15 protein-coding genes are annotated in these 17,925 nt (G+C 36.1%); 3 read left to right on the forward strand and 12 right to left on the reverse strand.

Annotation, left to right across the window (positions count from 1 at the left end):
• Positions 1 to 3,422: immunoglobulin domain-containing protein (locus tag BHE19_RS07730; protein WP_207544113.1), on the reverse strand; the 3,422-nt coding region annotated here is incomplete at its 3' end.
• 896 nt (positions 3,423 to 4,318) lie between these two features.
• Here BHE19_RS07730 and map point away from each other — a divergent pair.
• Positions 4,319 to 5,083: a type I methionyl aminopeptidase gene (gene map / locus BHE19_RS07735; RefSeq protein ID WP_070906602.1), complete on the forward strand. Its 765-nt coding sequence runs from the start codon at positions 4,319 to 4,321 to the stop codon at positions 5,081 to 5,083.
• 254 nt (positions 5,084 to 5,337) lie between these two features.
• On the opposite strand, the gene BHE19_RS23070 is transcribed toward map, so the two are convergent.
• The 11 genes from BHE19_RS23070 to BHE19_RS07790 all read right to left on the reverse strand — a co-directional run bounded on the left by BHE19_RS23070 (position 5,338) and on the right by BHE19_RS07790 (position 15,812).
• Positions 5,338 to 5,523, reverse strand: a complete 186-nt coding sequence (locus tag BHE19_RS23070; RefSeq protein WP_070906603.1) for a DDE-type integrase/transposase/recombinase — start codon at positions 5,521 to 5,523, stop codon at positions 5,338 to 5,340.
• 3 nt (positions 5,524 to 5,526) lie between these two features.
• Positions 5,527 to 5,754 (reverse strand): IS6 family transposase, encoded by a 228-nt coding sequence (locus BHE19_RS07745; protein ID WP_070906604.1) that lies wholly within the window; start codon positions 5,752 to 5,754, stop codon positions 5,527 to 5,529.
• Between the two features lie 148 nt (positions 5,755 to 5,902).
• A complete protein-coding gene (locus BHE19_RS07750; RefSeq protein ID WP_070906605.1) occupies positions 5,903 to 7,324 on the reverse strand; it encodes an alkaline phosphatase family protein in 1,422 nt (473 codons plus the stop codon).
• 96 nt (positions 7,325 to 7,420) lie between these two features.
• Entirely contained in the window at positions 7,421 to 8,626 is a 1,206-nt protein-coding gene (eboE, locus tag BHE19_RS07755) for a metabolite traffic protein EboE (RefSeq protein ID WP_070906606.1), read from the reverse strand.
• Positions 8,620 to 9,792, reverse strand: coding sequence for a 3-dehydroquinate synthase (locus BHE19_RS07760; protein ID WP_070906607.1), 1,173 nt, complete (start codon positions 9,790 to 9,792; stop codon positions 8,620 to 8,622). The genes eboE and BHE19_RS07760 overlap by 7 nt, the downstream gene beginning before the upstream one ends.
• 16 nt (positions 9,793 to 9,808) lie before the next feature.
• Positions 9,809 to 10,705: a UbiA-like protein EboC gene (eboC, locus tag BHE19_RS07765; RefSeq protein ID WP_070906608.1), complete on the reverse strand. Its 897-nt coding sequence runs from the start codon at positions 10,703 to 10,705 to the stop codon at positions 9,809 to 9,811.
• On the reverse strand, positions 10,706 to 11,614 hold the full coding sequence (locus tag BHE19_RS07770; RefSeq protein ID WP_070906609.1) for a TatD family hydrolase: 909 nt from the start codon (positions 11,612 to 11,614) through the stop codon (positions 10,706 to 10,708).
• 3 nt (positions 11,615 to 11,617) lie between these two features.
• Positions 11,618 to 12,493 carry an EboA domain-containing protein gene (locus BHE19_RS07775; RefSeq protein ID WP_070906610.1) on the reverse strand — a complete coding sequence of 292 codons (876 nt, stop codon included), beginning with the start codon at positions 12,491 to 12,493 and terminating at the stop codon, positions 11,618 to 11,620.
• A 23-nt stretch (positions 12,494 to 12,516) separates the two neighbouring features.
• On the reverse strand, positions 12,517 to 12,954 hold the full coding sequence (locus BHE19_RS07780; RefSeq protein ID WP_070906611.1) for a VOC family protein: 438 nt from the start codon (positions 12,952 to 12,954) through the stop codon (positions 12,517 to 12,519).
• Between the two features lie 26 nt (positions 12,955 to 12,980).
• Positions 12,981 to 14,030: a ferritin-like domain-containing protein gene (locus BHE19_RS07785; RefSeq protein ID WP_070906612.1), complete on the reverse strand. Its 1,050-nt coding sequence runs from the start codon at positions 14,028 to 14,030 to the stop codon at positions 12,981 to 12,983.
• Positions 14,031 to 14,054: 24 nt separating this feature from the next.
• Positions 14,055 to 15,812 carry a hypothetical protein gene (locus tag BHE19_RS07790; protein WP_070906613.1) on the reverse strand — a complete coding sequence of 586 codons (1,758 nt, stop codon included), beginning with the start codon at positions 15,810 to 15,812 and terminating at the stop codon, positions 14,055 to 14,057.
• 448 nt (positions 15,813 to 16,260) lie between these two features.
• On the opposite strand from BHE19_RS07790, the gene BHE19_RS07795 reads away from it, so the two are divergent.
• Entirely contained in the window at positions 16,261 to 16,716 is a 456-nt protein-coding gene (locus tag BHE19_RS07795; protein ID WP_070906614.1) for a transposase, read from the forward strand.
• Between the two features lie 85 nt (positions 16,717 to 16,801).
• Positions 16,802 to 17,185, forward strand: coding sequence for a hypothetical protein (locus tag BHE19_RS07800; RefSeq protein WP_123923507.1), 384 nt, complete (start codon positions 16,802 to 16,804; stop codon positions 17,183 to 17,185).
• Positions 17,186 to 17,925: the final 740 nt, after the last annotated feature.

Consider the following 17,925-nt stretch of genomic DNA (forward strand, 5'->3'; position numbering starts at 1 on the left):
ATATTGATATGAGCAGTTACATCGAGTCTGGTGGCCGACTCACAGCCTGATACTGTCTGAGAAGCAAAATAATGCGTACCGTCTGTCAAAGGGGTACTCGTGGCCAAAGGACTTCCTCCGCTTGATGTCAAATACCAGTTGATCGTACTTCCAGTGGCACTTAGATCGCCAACCGTTGAAGCTGCACAGAAATTTTGGATTGCATTGCCTGTTGGAGCCGGAGTGATATTGATATGAGCAGTTACATCAAGTCTGCTAACCGACTCACAGCCTGATACTGTCTGAGAAGCAAAATAATGCGTACCGTCCGTCAAAGGGGTACTCGTAGCCAAAGGACTTCCCCCACTTGATGCCGAATACCAGTTGATCGTACTTCCAGTGGCGCTTAAATTGCTAACCGTTGAAGCTGAGCAGAAACTCTGGGTTGCATTGCCTGTTGGAGCCGGAGTGATATTAACATGAGCAGTTACATCGAGTCTGGTGGCCGACTCACAGCCTGATACTGTCTGAGAAGCAAAATAATGCGTACCATCTGTCAAAGGGGTACTCGTAGCCAAAGGACTACCTCCGCTTGATGCCGAATACCAGTTGATCGTACTTCCTGTGGCGCTTAAATTGCTAACCGTTGAAGCCGAGCAGAAACTCTGAGAACTGCTTCCTATTGGAGCCGCAGTGATATTGATATGAGCAGTTACATCGAGTCTGGTGACCGACTCACAACCTGATACTGTCTGCGAAGCAAAATAATGCGTACCGTCTGTCAAAGGGGTACTCGTAGCCAAAGGACTTCCTCCACTTGATGCCGCATACCAGTTGATCGTACTTCCAGTGGCACTTAAATTGCCAACCGTTGAAGCAGAACAGAAACTTTGAGAGCTGCTTCCTGTTGGAGCAGGTGTAGATGCAATTGTAACAGAAGCGGTATTCACTAAATTTATTGAACAGGAAGTCCCTAATTTAATAGCTTTTACAGTAAGAGAAGTCGAACTATTCAATGCTGCAGAGGTTAGAGTTAGATTAGTACCCGTACCTGATTTTGAAGAACCACTCATTGAAGCTCCATTAAATAACTGATAAATAATTCCACTTTCTGAACCCTGAACGGTTACAGCAGCAGTTGAACCGGAACAAATAGATGTCGAAGCCAAAGTGACGTTCAGACTATTTGAAGGATTCATACATACAATTGTAACTCCTGCTGATGCACTTCCTTCACAATTTGAACCTGTAGTCGCTTTTGCTGTAATTACACCTCCCATATATAAAGAACAATCTGAAGACAAACTGCCAATAGTCCACGTACCACCCGAAACAGTGGTAGTTCCACCAACTTGAAATCCATCTACAAAAAGGCTAATAATATCTCCATTTGTTCCCGTACCACTTACTGAATTTCCACATTCGTAAACAGATGAAGTAGTGATTACTAAAGCATTTGATGATTTTGTACCGACAACAATCGAATTTGATACATTACTTAACGAAAGACAGGTTCCTAGTGCCCTGGCCGTAATAGTACTGCCAAGAGCAATACTGATTCCAGTTGAAGCAGTCCATGTTCCGTTAGCAGCAACTGTTGTAGTTCCTTCTAAAACTCCATTTTCATATACTTGTACGATTGTACCTGCCGCCTCTGCTAATGAACCGGAAACACTAGTAACAGCAGCTGTTGAACAAATAGGACCATTAACAATTGGTGTGTTTGCTTTTCTTTGTACTATTGCCATTACAGACCCGGTAGAAATACATTTTCCGGAAGCAATAGCAGTCACAGACAACGTTTGACATTCTCGGTTTGACAATGATAAACCACTAATAGTCCATGCTCCTCCAGCCGTAGTTGTTGCTGTTCCTATCTGTGTTCCGTTTGCCAGAAGATTTACAGTAATTCCCGATACATTATCAGGCGAATTTACTGATCCGGAAATAGAAGTTGTCGAGGATAGAACCGGACTTGTTGCTATAGTAGGATTTGCAGTGGCAGTAGCGCTGGAATATTGACAATCATAAGTATAACCCGACTCGCATTTTCCTGGTTCTTGATAAGTAAAAAGATAAACAGCTGTACCAAAACAGTTACCTGTCTGACACTTGAAAAGTACGGTTTGAGGATTCGAAGTTGTGGTTACCGTATTTAAATTATAGGGGGCTTCTAAAATTAACGCAACTGGATTTATAAGAGTACCATTGGCATTATAGCATCTAACAATGGTACCAACTGGTCGATTTACAGTAAGCGAATACCCCTTACTTCCTGATATCTTAGTAATATCTCCTGCTGCAGGTACTGTTGTTGACAAGGCGCAACTTACAACAGTTACAGGATTACAGTTTGCTATAGACTGTCCTTTGCCGGGGGCGGTTGATGTGGCAGTAATAATCTGTCCTGTGGTTAAAACCGGAGAAATTCCCGTAAGAGTCCATACTCCTAAACTAACAGAAGTTGTACCAATAGAAGCTCCATTCTTATATACCGTTATCACTGTACCATCAGCTTCAGTAGAGGTGCCCGATACCGATGAATCTCCCGTACTAACACCTGAAATACCCGGACAAAGTGAACGATCCGGACATACCACACCAGGAGCGCAGGGAGTATAATTATCAATAATATGTACAAAGCAATTTTCAAGACTGCCACAACTGGAATCAATACCAGCAATATCAGAAGCAGATGCAGGATTACACAGAGTCGATTTTTGAGCTCCCATATTATCAACCATTGCCATACGGATGGCTGTACTTGAATTGATGATCGTGGATAATGGCGCAAACGTAGTTGTCAGGTCACTCATCTTTACGAAAAAATCATAAAAATAATCCGGATTACTGCAACTTGTGGTCAGGGCAATCGACTTTTGATAATTTGTAGTTCCAGCATACGAAATAACAGGTGTACAATTATTATTATTTACATCATATACAAAAACGCCAAAATTTGTGGCTAACACTATTTCTATCTCAAAACCCGGATTTGAATTTGAATATTGCGGATCGGCATTAGGTCCAACTCCGCCAAATTTACCATCGGTGTCAATCAGAATACTATAACTTTTTGAATTAGGAGAACTACTTCCCATCCTCATCCTAAAAAGCCAATTACCATTACCATCTAAATAAGATTGAACAGGATCCTGATCTCCCTGATCTACAAAATCAGTAAAACTACAATTTGGTCCTGCACTAAGATCACTGTTTGGCTCTATCATAGGAAAAACCAATGATTTATATGGAATCTCACTTTGAAGCTGATCATCTGTTGTAAAACCGTTTGCAGTAGCCGACGTAAAACCATCTCCATTGGGATCAAGTACTGTAGTTCCCGCTCCTGTAGCAGGATTATAAATCATTCCCGGAGTTTGGGCAGTAACTTTACTAAAACTCAATAAAACAAACAATGCAATAAGTAAAATTTTTCTCATAATAAAAAGCTTTTATTGTACAGAATAACTTTTTTAACATAGGCCTTATAAAAAAATATCAAAACAATTTTGTAGAAATATTACTGCAATTCAAACCGTACTGTTCGCAATAGATCAATTAACTTAGCATTAAATAAATTCACTCAACAAATAGCATGTAGAAAAAAAACTGACCTTTTTATGAATCAGTTCAGGAAATAAGAAAGGGAAAAAATAGGTTGTGGCAATAAGTAATTTTGACACAATAACTTAGCTGACAAATAATAATTTATCATGCCATAAAAACAACAAATAAATTGTCGTGTTTAAAAAATCAATTTGCAGAAATGAATTAAACGATTATACTCCGCTTAATTTTTTTACATACAGTAAGCAGGTAACATTAGAATCAACTATTTTAATTCTAAAAAAATCACACTTTGGTTGTGTGAAACAAAATTCAGAGTAAATAATTCTTTTCATAGGTACAGATTTTTTTAATGATAGATTCCGGCTTGTGTAAATGTAAGAAAAAAGAATGAAAAAGCAAGTTATAATTTCCAATAAATCAGCATTTTCTTTAATATGATTATCTAATATAGAAAACAATTATGATACCTAGAGCTCTCATTTTAATTCATTTCTAAAACACTACACAATATTTCTCAATCAAAAATAAATATTTACTTTTAATTGTTTATAGGTAAAAATACGCGTTTCTTATCCTAAAAGAGAGAGAGTACTTCCGTATCTTCAAGCTTCACTCCTTTAAAATCAGCTAATCAGATATTTATTTTTATTCTTATATTTTTTTATGGAAACAAGCATTGTAATAAGAATTAACCGAAAATATGCAATTTGTATATTTGTGAATTAACAGAAATTACTAAATGATAATGCATCAAAAATAGAGAACTATGTCAATAACAAAAGAATCGGAGTTATTAGGAATGCAAAAAGCAAGTGATGCTGTTGCCTATACTCTCAAAGAAATGATAGATTATGCTCAGCCTGGAATGAGTACAAAAGAGCTCGACCAATACGGAGCAAAAATTTTATCTGATTTTGGAGCAAAGTCTGCACCACATTTGACTTATGGCTTTCCAGGTTGGAACTGTATAAGTGTTGGTAATGAATTTTGTCACGGAATTCCTTCTGTGAAAAGAATTCTAAAAGAAGGCGATCTAATAAACATTGACGTTTCAGCAGAACTTGACGGATTTTGGGCAGATAATGGAGCTTCATTCGTTTTAGGAAAAGACATTCACCAACATCAAAAAATTGTTAATGCTTCAAGAGAAATCTTAGAAAAAGCAATTAATAATATAAAGGACGGTGTTAAAATTTCGGATATTGGATACATAATGGAAACGGAAGCAAAAAGAAGAGGCTTTAAAATCATTAAAAATCTAAGCGGGCACGGAATTGGAAGAAGTTTACACGAACAACCTGATGAAATTTTGAATTATAGAAATCGTTTTGATCAAAGACGATTTAAGAAGAATGCCGTAGTAGCAATTGAGACTTTTATTTCAACTAATTCAACATATGCTATAGAATTAAATGACGGCTGGACAATGGTTGGGAACAATGGTGGTTTTATGGCACAACACGAGCACACAATTGTTGTAACGGACGGAAAACCGATAATACTAACAGAAAAAAACGGAATTTTTAACTAAAGTAGTTTTCATACATAAGCAACTTATCAAAATTGTGTAGTTTTTCAATTAATTAAAAATAACGTTTCTTTGATTTTACTGCTAAAATGGACAAAGCAGTTTTAAACCGATTCATTTTTTTGACGCTATAATTTTAAAAATGAAAAAAAAGTAAGTTTAGATGCGGGAGACAACATAAATAACAATATAATTTTTATAGTTCCTCAGTGTGAAACGCCTGATGTATCACTTAGAAAAATTTAACAAAATACTATTCATTCAATACAATAGTATCTCAAAATTGGGTTGTACTTATTATTTATTGCCATAATTAGAAATGATTGGGCACTCATTCTCTGTCTTCTTTTAATCAGAAGAAAATCTACTGTGTTACCCGATTTATCTACAGCCCTATACAAATAATACCAAATACCTTTAACTTTTATATCGGTCTCATCCATTCTCTAGCTCATTCCCGCTCTAATCTCTCTCTTTTTCATTTGAAATTCCATGATTGGAGCAAATTTAAATACCCAACGCTGAATCGTAGCATGATCAACCTGTATTCCGCGCATTTTCATTATTTCTTCAACATCCCTGCAACTCAATTTAAATCTCGATTTAAATCTCAATTTGAAATAAACAGCCTGAAGAATAATAACTTTGGGATAACAGTGACCTTTGGCATTCATTTAATATATTTTCAAGCATTGAGAATAATAGTTATTAATAGGTGAAACAGAACCCACAAATAATATTACTAATAAGAAATTAAATACTTTGTCCTAATTACTGTTTTAGCAGCAGTTTTAAGTTTTTTTGGTAGTGTCTAACTAAAAACTAAGATAATTCTTCCATTTCTAAGTCTGTAGTTTTTGTCAGCATATCCTGCTTAGATTTAAATACAATATTTAATATATACTGGCAAATAAAGTTACTCTCAACTTTATTTGGCAATTTATTTTTTGCGATTAATATCGGTTTGTCTTCTTTTTTGTCCGGAATACAGCCATGAGATCCTTTAACCAAACTGGCGTCCAATGGAATAACATTCATAAGGGTGCGAAACCCCAGTTTCTTTTTAATCAATTTAAAAAGGATGTGGGGCAAAATAAATCTCTGCTTAGGATCTAAAAACAACTCCACCGGATCATAACCTATTTTTTTATGAATTTCCACAGTACGGGCAAAATCGGGGGCCTTGTTATCCTCCATCCAGTAATAATAGGTGAACCAACTGTTATGATCTGCAACCAGAACAAGATCTCCTGAACGTTCGTGATCCAGATGGTGCTCTTTTTTTCCTTTGCTGTCCAATACTTTTGCAATTCCGGGTATCTTCTGAATTAATTCTTTGAGCTCAACAATATCTTCATTCTCTTTCACATATAAATGCGCAATTTGATGGTCTGCCAATGCAAAAGCCTTACATTCCCCGGTATCCAGTAATTCTAATCCTCGTTCTTCTCGTATTTGCAAATATCCGTGTGTGCGTAAAAATCGATTAATATGTATGGGATTGTTAACTTCAGTAATACCATACTCAGACAAAACAACAACTTCCGTCCCCTTACTTTCAAAATATTCGATTAAGTCTTTGCATACTTTGTCAATCGCTTTTACATCTTCATTGATTTCGGGTGACCCGGGTTGAAACTTTTGACAGCAGTAATCTAAATGTGGTAAGTAGATTAAAGTTAGTGTCGGATTATGCCATTGGTAAACAAGTTTTGCAGCATTGGCGATCCATTGGCTGGAACGGATTGTTGTTTTTGGTCCCCAAAAATCAAAAAGAGGAAATGTTCCCAGTTGAGCCTGGAGACGATCCCGTAAGTCAGAGGGTTTTGAATAACAATCAGGCTTCTTCTGTCCATCTGCCCAATATTGCGGACGCGGTGTCACTGTAAAATCAGCATCAGAATACATATTGTACCACCAAAACAAATTAGCACAAGTAAATGACGGATCTATTTCCCTTGCTAAATCCCATATTTTTGGTGATTGTACCAGTTTATTTGACTGTTTCCACATTTTTACCTCCATATCATTCCTGTCGTACCATCCATTTCCCACAATCCCATGTTCCGAAGGCCATTTTCCGGTTAAGTAAGTTGCCTGAGCTGAACAGGTGAGCGCCGGAAGTACTGGTTCAATAATACTTAAATTCCCCTTTTTCTTTTGCCATTGATGCAAAAAAAGATCTGGATTTTGAAGTAGGGAACTCGTAAGTCCTACTACATTTATAACGACTGTTTGCTGCATGATTTTGGTAGTATAGTTTTATATAGCCGGCATTTTTTTACCAGAAATTATATAGATTAAAATGATTTTCACATTGCACATTTTACAATCATCATTTCAAAATTTATCAAGTACCCATTTCAGCTCTCTCTCGATGGATTGATCTAAATCGGTTTGTAAATGAATCGGCAATACCTGCCAGGTATAGGTTTCGATTTCCAGATGTCTGGTAAACTCATTTTTGTGCCAACTTCGCAAAATTGTTGTAATATCATTTTGAGTAGATTGCAAGAGCTGATAATCTTCAACAAATATGGGTACATGAAAATGAGTACGAAGCTCCCGAAAATCATCACGGCTTATCGCTTCTATTCCATTTTTCAAATCCTTAAATTTGAGTAATGCTCCTTCTTTTGTTTTAATAACTGCCTGGTGCAGATAGGTTGGTTCATCAAAAGTTTTCAGGCATTTTTGGAGTTGTTCAACTGTTGTATTTTCTGAAACTGTACATTTGAGCGCGGCACTAATTTGTAATTTGCCAATATTCAAACCGTGCTTTTGCATTTTTCTGATGACCTCATCACTTTCTTCAAATCCAATGGAAAAATGGCAGATATCATAACAAAGCTGTATGTGATTACGAATATATTCTTGTGCCTGAGTTAAACTGCATAAAAGATTTTTGACTAATAATGAAGCTCCTTCCTTAAGTAAATAATCCTCGAAAAAAGCGATATATTCGTCGCTGCTTTCAATTATGCCATCGGGTTCCGGTTCTATATCCAAATGCATCATTTTACCTTTGGATTCCTGTATTTTAACCAACTGAGCCACTACTGTGATCAACTGGCTTGTGGCAGTTCGTTTTGCTTCTGTTAAACTGTTTTCAGTAGCATACCAATGTTTATAAGAAAGCGGTGAAGTCGAAATTCCTCCTTCGATATCAGGTGGCAAAAGTTGCGATAAAATGTTAAAAAGCAACTCTGTGTAATTTAATCTGTCAGGGTTTGTCCAATCTGGTAAATGAACTTTATCCTTAATGACCTCGTTATGAAAATTTCCATACGGAAATCCATTCATCGTAAATACATACATTTCGTTTTTCTGTAACCAGTCTTTAAAAATCAAAAGATGATTTTCTGCTATCAATTCAGAAGCAGCCTGATAAGAAAGCCGTAAACCTATACCAAAAGGCTTATGTGGAGAGACTTTCTTTTTAAGTGGAATACAATACGTTTTTACACTTTCAAAAACAACTTCCCAGGATTCGCCCGCATGAATATTGGTACAGTAACTTAAATGACTATTGGAACCAATTAACATACTTCTGTATTTAGCTGACAAAATGAATTGAGATACTGAACCGATTGTATAATTATCTCTTTATCCAGTGCATGTACCTCTTCACCAATACCTATTTCATTTATCAACATGATCGTAAGCCGGCCGCCAAGATGCTCTCTGAACTCTTCTAATCCTCTAATTACCTCCTCTAAATGAGCATCAAGAACCGGGTGTGTTATTGCAAAACCCAATGTTAGGAAACATTTTAAAATTCGTTCCAGACTCAGTGTATCAATTCTATGTATCAAAAAAGAGTAAGTAACATCGAGGGCTATACCAATTGCTACGGCTTCTCCGTGGGTAATTTCATAATTAGTAAGCTGTTCCATTTTGTGGGCTGCCCAATGTCCAAAGTCTAATGGACGAGATGAACCTTTCTCAAAGGGATCCCCATTTTTAGAAATATGATCGGTATGCAAAGCAGCACAACGAATAATAAGCGTTTCCATAACCGAAACTTCTCTGTTATTGAGAGCCTGCGCATTATTCTCTATCCAGTCAAAAAAAGAAGCATCTTTTATGAGCGCCACTTTTATAGCTTCGGAAATACCGGATCGCCAGTCCCGTTCCTTTAGCGTTGTTAAAAAATCAGAATCATTTAGTACTGCATACGGTGGGGCAAATGTGCCCAGAAAGTTCTTTTTACCAAAATAATTCATACTGTTCTTTACCCCAACTCCCGAATCGTTTTGAGATAAAACGGTCGTTGGTATCCGGATCAGGCGTACACCGCGATGTGCAATTGCCGCAGCATAACCTACGGCATCGAGTACAGCGCCCCCTCCTATTGCAATAAGAAAAGAATGCCTGTCTATTTTATTGTCATTGATTAATTGCAGAACCGATTCAATAACATCCAAACTATTCTTAACGGCTTCTCCTCCCTGAACGACATTGATACTATGTTCTGAAATTCCAAACTGATAATGATTAAAATAGTGAATCACATTTGCGATGAACTGACTTGTTGTTTCAACAACTCCTCTATCTATTACTATAGCAATTTTGGGCTGTTGGAAAGCGGGTTCTTTTTTGATCACATCAATAAGTGAGGTATTGCCGGTATCAAATAAAGAACGGCTAAAAATAATGTCATAATTAAATGTGACCTGAAAATTCTGCTGAAGTATCTGTTGTTGTTTCATTTTGATAAAGTATAAATCAGGTTACGGCAAACTTTTTAGATAATAAAATCGATATTGGCAACAAGGCCAGTACAAACAATGCGTATACCAGTCCTGCCGAACCTGCTACATAACTTGCATTAAGAGGAATTAGGGATAATACCCCTGTTTTTACCGCCTTTTGTATCGCAACCGGCTGATTGTAAAGGAAAGCTTTGTATTTTGCAAAAAAATTAATTCCGTACCAAAAAAGAAGAAAAGGCAGGAGCTGCCAAAATCTAAATTCAAGCTTGTATCCTATAAAAATAAACAGAACAACTACTATTGCATCGAGTAGCAGAGCAGTCAGTATAGCGGACTTATTATTTCCCGAAGCTTCTTTTTTAGCCGTAAGTGTGATGGCTGCAATAAATAAAATAGGAATAATGCCAATGTACCAATAAGTAAAAACGGCGTCATTATTGATGCTCATCCCTAAAAGCAAATTTCCTCCCCGACAAAGTCCCATGTTTAATGGACCTGCAATGGAATAATGTTTACTTATTTTATCATAAGTAAGAGCCAATACACCAATTACCGCTGCCAGCATACCACTGAGAACTGATACCGTAAAAGCAAATCCGATTCCTGCCAGTAACATAAAACTGCCCAGTAAAATAGCTTCATCTTTGCTCACCAGCCCACGTGGGAGTACTCTTTCCGGCCGATTTATGGTATCTGCTTCCAAATCGAAAATATCATTAAATACAATACCCCCTCCATACAAGCCAATTGTAGAAAGCACGAGCAGCAACACATTCTGTATCCCATTCTCATTGTTGCCATTCAAAACTAAAAGCCCGGAAACAGCAATCCCCGCAAGAATATCAGTCACTGCCGTAACAATATTTGCGGGACGCACTAAGGTTACTAAATAGAATAACTTACCTGACATCTAGTTTTCTATAATGATTTTTGGATATACAATTTCTTTAGATTCCTGTCCTCTGAGCACACTGCTTCCTTCAAATAAAGAATCCTGAGTGATGGTGATTTCATTTTTCCAGTCTTCTTCATTCATTTGCCCGCTTTGAGAATAAGCCGTTAAGGCATTTTTATAGCAGGTTAGATGAACATCCTCTTTAGCAATTCCTCTTTCAAGCATTAAAGCTGCCGTTTTAGGAACAGATAAAGGATCACTTACTCCCCAATCGGCAGAACTGTCTACAATAATACGTTCAGATCCGTACTGCTTTACAACCTCTACCATCCGTTCATTCCCCATTTTGGTATTGGGATAAATGGTAAAAGCAGCCCAATATCCGCGATCTAAAACCTGTTTGGCTGTTTCTTCGTTATTGTGGTCGATTACCACCATATGAGGAGCCACTCCATGTTCTTCCAGCACATCCATACTTCTGATGGTTCCATTTTTTTTATCCCGATGCGGGGTATGAACCATTATCGGCAAATTAAATTTCAAAGCCAAATCGATCTGTAGTCTGAAATATTTATCTTCGGCCGGAGTCTGATCGTCATAACCAATTTCTCCAATTGCCACTACTCCTTCTTTTGCTGCAAACAACGGTAATAAATCCATCACTTTTTCTGCCAGAGCTTCATTGTTGGCTTCTTTAGAGTTTAGCCCTATAGTACAATAATGCTTAATTCCGAATTGTGAAGCTCTGAATCTTTCCCACCCCACCAAGGTGCTGAAATAATCCTTAAAAGAAGAAGCTTCTGTTCGTGCCTGGCCAAGCCAAAATGCCGGTTCAATAACAGCTACAATACCTGCAGCACGCATTGCCTGGTAATCATCTGTTGTTCTGGATACCATGTGAATATGTGGGTCAATGTAATACATGTACTAAATTTTTAATAGTGAATAATATTGGGTTCCTATTTCATCCCATGTTGCCGTGCTTTGAGATAATACCTCTTCAGAAATTTCATTTTCTTTAAAAAAAGTACTCTCTTTCAGCACTTTTACCGCAGCCACTTGGGTCAATAACTCTCCGGTTCCTATTGCTTTTGTCAGATCGTCTGCTATTTCCCGGTTTACAAAACCGGCTGTCAATCTCCAAATTTCCGGTGATACTAATCGTCCTGCCGACCAGCGTTCGTGAATATAATCGTGTATAATTAAGGCCAGCTTTTCATTTTTACGTAGTTCTAAGTCAATAATTTGATACAATGGACGCCCCATAAAAAGGGCTTTCAGCACCAACTGATTCCATGCATCAACCGGCAGGTATTTTGCTGCAAAAGGATTCCCTAAGGCTATAGCATCAAACACTGCAACCATATTGGTTCTGATTCCTTCCTGAATTGTCAAAATAAATTCCTTTGCATTTTTTAAGAAAAAAAGTCCCTTATACAAACTGACTAACTCTTTTATGTCTGCCATTTCTGCCAGGTTCTTTATTGTTTCAATATTTTGATGCTCTGGAAGGTGCATCATTAACAAACTACGGCAAAGCTGCTGCAGATCCCAATTAGCTGTTGTAAAGCCGGGATACAATTCTTCCAGCAAAATAGTTTCCTGCAAGGTCCATTTTGGAATTATTGGCGAAATTTTCCTGGTAACTAAACCAAAAGTCTGAAAAAACTGTGTGTTGTTCTCAAACCAGATATGGCTTTCCATCCAATCTGATTCAGCTTCTGAAAGTTTCTGTCGAATTAGAGTTCGTATTATTTCTGCTGAATTAATTCTTATTGCTGTTGCTGTCCTATCCGTTTTCATTTTATAAATCTTTTTAGGCTCAGTTACTTTAAAATGTTTTCCCTGACAACCAGTGAATTATTATCCGGATCTCTAAAAAAGAAAAAACGATCTTCATACCCGTCATCTGAAGTATTAGAATTGATTACAACACCGTCTATTTCATCGATCACCACTCCATTGACTCTAAAATAATCAAGCGTTGCCTGAATATCCTTTACAATAAAGCTCGGAACTGTTCCTGTTTCCGGTAGTGGGTAAAAAGGAGTGTCAATATCTTTGTATAATCCCAGCATAAAACCATCTTTGTTCTTATGCTCTAAATACAGTTGTATAAAGGATTCTGTGCCAAAATTCCCATCAGAGTTGAGCGTATATCTACCATCTGTTTTAAAATCAAGGATTTCCTCATAGAATTTTTTAGATTTAAGAATATCACTGACTGATACTTTTATCACTACTGTTTTTGACTTAAATTTCATTTCTTTTTTACTTTTAAATCAACACATTATTCCCCAACAACATATTCAAAACTAGGCCCCGCTACAAAACCAGGGTGATTAGGATCGGGAATCGCCAGCAACTTAAGAGCATATAATCGCAAAGAATACATTACCCCCATTGCGGTACTAATCTTCTCTGGTTCTCCATTAAAAGTTTCATGCAAACTATTAAGCAAAGAAGTGTAGTTGTAATTAAAGAACTTACTATTAATATAAGCCTGAGAATCCTTTGGATAATCATTCATTTTAGGATTTGGCCACATATTTGGTACTAATTCAGGATTAAACGGAATTAATGGATCCCCAAACATATACCCTCCCTCAGGGTCTGCCTGTATTGTTTTACCCTTATAAATTTCTTCAAAACGGTAGTAGTGCGCCAGTTCAGGAACATTTCCATCGTCTGCAGAACTTACAAATGGATCTGTTGTTGTTCCTTCACCCTGATCAATAATGATATCTATACCTCTTAAAGCAGTTGCCTCATCGACAATAGGGAATAATAAAGATGCATCATAAAATTTTTCAAAGGTCATTTGATAGTTTGGATTTCCAACAAATATTGTTTTTCCTTCCGCTTTTGCAGCAGCTTCAAGTTCTACTATTATTTCTTTTATTCTGGTATAAAACACTCCTATGGTAATTACATTAGAGACCATCAAACGATTATGGATATCAATTGGATCTTCTGGCTCTTCAATTGACATAAAAACATCTTTCACAAGATCTAAAGAAAACTTTTTGAGCGGCACCTGTAATCCATCAACTACAGAGCCTGGTAAAGGCCCCGGGTATAGTGGTATAAAACCAGGTTTATTAATAACCGGACTTCCTCCTACAGCATTCAATATATTGCAGGCTATAGATAAATGTAGCATTTCTTCACGAACTACAGAACCTATCAGGTTTGATATTTGATCATTACCGGTCTCAAATAGCGTAAAATTTGCTGTTAAGTAGGGCGGAATTGTGGAATGTTCTAACTCAATGGCAGTTTGCAGCGCATTTTTTAGATCGGAGAGAGTCTCAATTTTTATCGTTTTTAAGAATATCATAATCAGATTTTTATTTTATGAATACTATGCTTTATTTGCTGTTGCAGTTTTATCGATGACATCTTGTAAATAGTTCAAAATAACCGTCTTTTTATATTTAGAAAGATCTCTTGTTGCAGGCATATAATTAGGATCATCAAGATCTTTACTAAAAACTAAATGCAATATTTGCGCATTTTTATCAACCACCGTTTTATCTGCCAGATTAAAAATTCCTTTTGACATCAACGGATACAAATTGGCATATTGCTGCATGATGGGCTGAATAAAGTTGTCCCAGTCAGGAATTATTTTTGGGGTTGGAGCACCTGAAAAAATCAAAAGACTAATAAAATTAGACTGATTACAATCGTCAAAACTTTGTGTGCTCAGATTATAGCTGATAGCATAAATTTGTCCATCAATGTATACTCTCGGATTTCCGGGATCGGGAGCTGTAAACCTAAGTACAGCTTTACCATTTGCATCTGTTGTAACTTCAGCGGGTTTATTTCCTGAGAAATAAGGTATTGGAGGAGTACCAACTGCAGGTACCACTGGCGGTGGTGGCGAACCCAGTAAATTTTGTGTATTATCTTGTGCCTGAATGATTGCATTTGGAAGTGCTTTTCCAAGATGAGTTGCGTAAAAATTAATTTTACACTTATCTTCAGGATCTAATCGAAATACAAATTGATCAGCACCTACATAATCAATAGACTCTGTATAAATTAATATCCCCGTCTTAGATTTTTTTAAACTAAAAACATCATTGATACTGTCTGTCATATTTGTAACAATTGCCAATGGGTATTGGTTACAAAGATCCAGCTGTTCGTCTGAAAGTGGAAAAGTAAAAATTCCTGATGTATTCATATACCAATCCAAACCTGAATAATTTATTTGTCCAATGACTGATATCCCTGTATTGGTATTGATAACAAGGTGTAAATTTTCACTTGTATTGACCCCTTCTGCATTAAATTGTAGCGCATTACCAAAATCAAGTACAACTTGTTTTAATTTCTCATCGACTAATGCGGTAGCATAATTATATTTTTGTCTTTGTCCCTGCGGTAAATATTGAGGAAGTGGATTTGGAAATAATTGTCTTCCCAATACAAAATGTTTAGGTTCTCTATTATTTGAAGGTCCTATTGAGCCAGCTATTCTGCCTAAAGTAAATTGGTCTGAGGTGTGATCTCCATTAAATCTATCCACCGAAAAATGTATAGATAATTGCTTAGCACTTACCGCTTTTAATTCGTTAAGATATCTTGAGTTAGATATTTTAAAATTCCAATCAATATTCTTTATAACAGACTGATAGGTTGCCCCTGCTCCTGAACTACCTCGTAAATCAACCGATCTTGAAAACCAAATATTGCTAAATGGTGCCATCTCATAATCACCTTTCACCAGTGTATTACCCTCATTATTTACAATTCGTACCACAAACCCCCAAAGTTGAGAAACCATTTGTTGCTGACTATCTAAATCTACAATTTTTCCTGCGGTACGTGCATCGGTATCCATGACAGACATACCAATAATAGGATCTAAAAGTGGATTATCCGTACTCGTTCCGTCCTGATAGGTAACACTCGTAATTTTACAGCCTAGAAATCGCCAGTTTCCGGTACCATCCGGATTCCACCAACCATTTTCCTGGCCCGGACCGTAATTTTGATATTTTGGCTCAAATGTTTCATTGTTAAAATGTGTGGGATCATTATTTACAGTCGAAGGATCGGCCTGAAACTGACCAGAAAATGTAAGACGCGGGACGTTTAAATAGGACATAGTTTTAGTTTTGTTTTTTAAATTTTAGAATAATCAGCTTTTTAACATGAATAACATTTTTTTATATTATTTTTTAATAGTTTATGTATCAAATTTAAATCACACTCCCGTAGATCTGTAATAAAATGTTACAGGCAACTTTTTTTCTGCCATAGAGTATAAAAAACTAAGCATGAAATTGATTTTATAGCAGTTGGACAAACAAATAATAAATGTGGAATTACCTCTATTTTGTCGTAAAAAAACAACGTTCTCAATTTTTCGAATTTATCAAAAGGAATTTTTAATTTTTAAAACTATTGAAGAGTTTAATAAATAAACTAATTACAAAAATCTAGCTTAACTTTTTCTCTGCTATTTGTTTGTAAATTCAAAATAGCTATATATTGGAGTTCATACCATAAAATGGGCACAGAAACTCAAGACCATTGGTTATAAAACAAAAGAAATGGAAAAACCAAAGCAAAAGTATACATTAGAATTTAAGCTAAAGGTAGTAGAACTCAGCAACAGGTATTACAGCATCATACGGGCAGCTAAAGAAGTAAATACAAGTCCAGAGAATATCAGACGATGGAAAGTCCAACTTCAAGATGGAATACTTGGCAAGAAGAAAAAACAAGCAGCACCAAACAGGCTTCTTCAATTAAAAATTCTGAGAAAAGAGCTTACAAAAGTCCAAATGGAAAGAGATATCCTAAGGAAAGCCGCCCACATTCTATCCGGTGATACAATTACTAAATTTAAATTCATAAAACAGCATAGAGACCACTACCCAATTGCAAACACCTGCCAAATACTTGAAGTAAGCAAGATCAGTTACTATTATTGGGACAACAGAAAATCAGCAAAGAGAACTTTACTAGTTTTAATTAATATTGTAAAACTTGTCAACCTATTTTAGGCCGACTCAATCCAATAAAATTCAAGACAACAAAGAAAACAGAGCTTCTATGCGATTAAAGGTTCTTGATTCAGTATTGAAACTTATGAAAACAGAGTCACCTTATCCCAATGATATGGAAATTATTTCAATGAAAGAGGTTGATTCTATAACAAGGTCTGAAATTGCTCAACGCAGTCTAAGGCAGTCTGAAGGGACATATAAAGGCACTACCTATTACGTAGATCTCCGTATAAAACCTGAGCTCAAAAGAATAGCTTTGGATAAAAGTATAAAAGGATATGTATTATATTACAAAATGCGTTACAGGGTCAATGATGTAAGAGTTGATGTACAGGATTATGTCGTAATTTTTGATGCTGTTAAAAACAATATCATATATCATGACAATTATTTAGCCAGCCATAATATACTGGTACATCAATTAATGCTGGGCTTAGAAAATCATCTGCTCAAAACTATTAAATAGCCCTTCATTTGTATTAACAAAACATTACGGCATCATAGACAAAAAACTTATAACCATAGCCTTATTGTAATATAAAAAGTATCAATTCATACCAAAAAGATGTAGGTCGTACGCGAAAAGCTAGAAAACGAAAAAAGTTTCAGAGATCTCTTTGAAGCTTTTGCTTTGATAGAAAATACAGAACTCAGACCCTGTCATCATGTAAATTTCATTCAATCATTTGAAATCAAATGACGACAAAAAAAACGCCCATTCAAATAAAACAACCACTCCTACCAACTCCTCATTCACCGGTCAAAATCAAACTAAAAAAATCTAAATTAGCAAAATCTATTTTTAAAATTAAAAACTCCCTACTGATAATGTTACAAAAAATATATTCTAAACATTATTAAAATGAAAGATAGTAAATAATCGTACTCTGGGTTTTATGGCAAAATCATGGCACAATCTATTTTGAACAATTAAAAAAATCAGTTAATTAAAGCCCTAAGAAGATTAGGTTCGAAACTGTATTACTATTATAACATTCTACGTCTCAAATATTATTTGTTTTTCAATTGATGCCAGAAATTGGTTTATTTCAGGAAAAGAAAAAACACAAATTAGAAAAAGAAAAGCAACTAACTAAATAAATAACTATTTAATAGTCTATTTCATTTAAATAAACTCCCTGCCCCCCAGCATCGAAATTACTGCCCGAAAATACCTAGTAAAACAACCCCAAAGAGATGGCTTAT

The organism is Flavobacterium tructae (assembly GCF_001853485.1).
Classification (GTDB): domain Bacteria; phylum Bacteroidota; class Bacteroidia; order Flavobacteriales; family Flavobacteriaceae; genus Flavobacterium; species Flavobacterium tructae.

What these genes read in the sequence shown, in the direction of transcription:
- map (WP_070906602.1), top strand. Translation starts at nt 4,319, where the DNA reads ATGTCAATAACAAAAGAATCGGAGTTATTAGGAATGCAAAAAGCAAGT.
- BHE19_RS23070 (WP_070906603.1), bottom strand. Translation starts at nt 5,523, where the DNA reads ATGGATGAGACCGATATAAAAGTTAAAGGTATTTGGTATTATTTGTAT.
- BHE19_RS07745 (WP_070906604.1), bottom strand. Translation starts at nt 5,754, where the DNA reads ATGAATGCCAAAGGTCACTGTTATCCCAAAGTTATTATTCTTCAGGCT.
- BHE19_RS07750 (WP_070906605.1), bottom strand. Translation starts at nt 7,324, where the DNA reads ATGCAGCAAACAGTCGTTATAAATGTAGTAGGACTTACGAGTTCCCTA.
- eboE (WP_070906606.1), bottom strand. Translation starts at nt 8,626, where the DNA reads ATGTTAATTGGTTCCAATAGTCATTTAAGTTACTGTACCAATATTCAT.
- BHE19_RS07760 (WP_070906607.1), bottom strand. Translation starts at nt 9,792, where the DNA reads ATGAAACAACAACAGATACTTCAGCAGAATTTTCAGGTCACATTTAAT.
- eboC (WP_070906608.1), bottom strand. Translation starts at nt 10,705, where the DNA reads ATGTCAGGTAAGTTATTCTATTTAGTAACCTTAGTGCGTCCCGCAAAT.
- BHE19_RS07770 (WP_070906609.1), bottom strand. Translation starts at nt 11,614, where the DNA reads ATGTATTACATTGACCCACATATTCACATGGTATCCAGAACAACAGAT.
- BHE19_RS07775 (WP_070906610.1), bottom strand. Translation starts at nt 12,493, where the DNA reads ATGAAAACGGATAGGACAGCAACAGCAATAAGAATTAATTCAGCAGAA.
- BHE19_RS07780 (WP_070906611.1), bottom strand. Translation starts at nt 12,954, where the DNA reads ATGAAATTTAAGTCAAAAACAGTAGTGATAAAAGTATCAGTCAGTGAT.
- BHE19_RS07785 (WP_070906612.1), bottom strand. Translation starts at nt 14,030, where the DNA reads ATGATATTCTTAAAAACGATAAAAATTGAGACTCTCTCCGATCTAAAA.
- BHE19_RS07790 (WP_070906613.1), bottom strand. Translation starts at nt 15,812, where the DNA reads ATGTCCTATTTAAACGTCCCGCGTCTTACATTTTCTGGTCAGTTTCAG.
- BHE19_RS07795 (WP_070906614.1), top strand. Translation starts at nt 16,261, where the DNA reads ATGGAAAAACCAAAGCAAAAGTATACATTAGAATTTAAGCTAAAGGTA.
- BHE19_RS07800 (WP_123923507.1), top strand. Translation starts at nt 16,802, where the DNA reads ATGAAAACAGAGTCACCTTATCCCAATGATATGGAAATTATTTCAATG.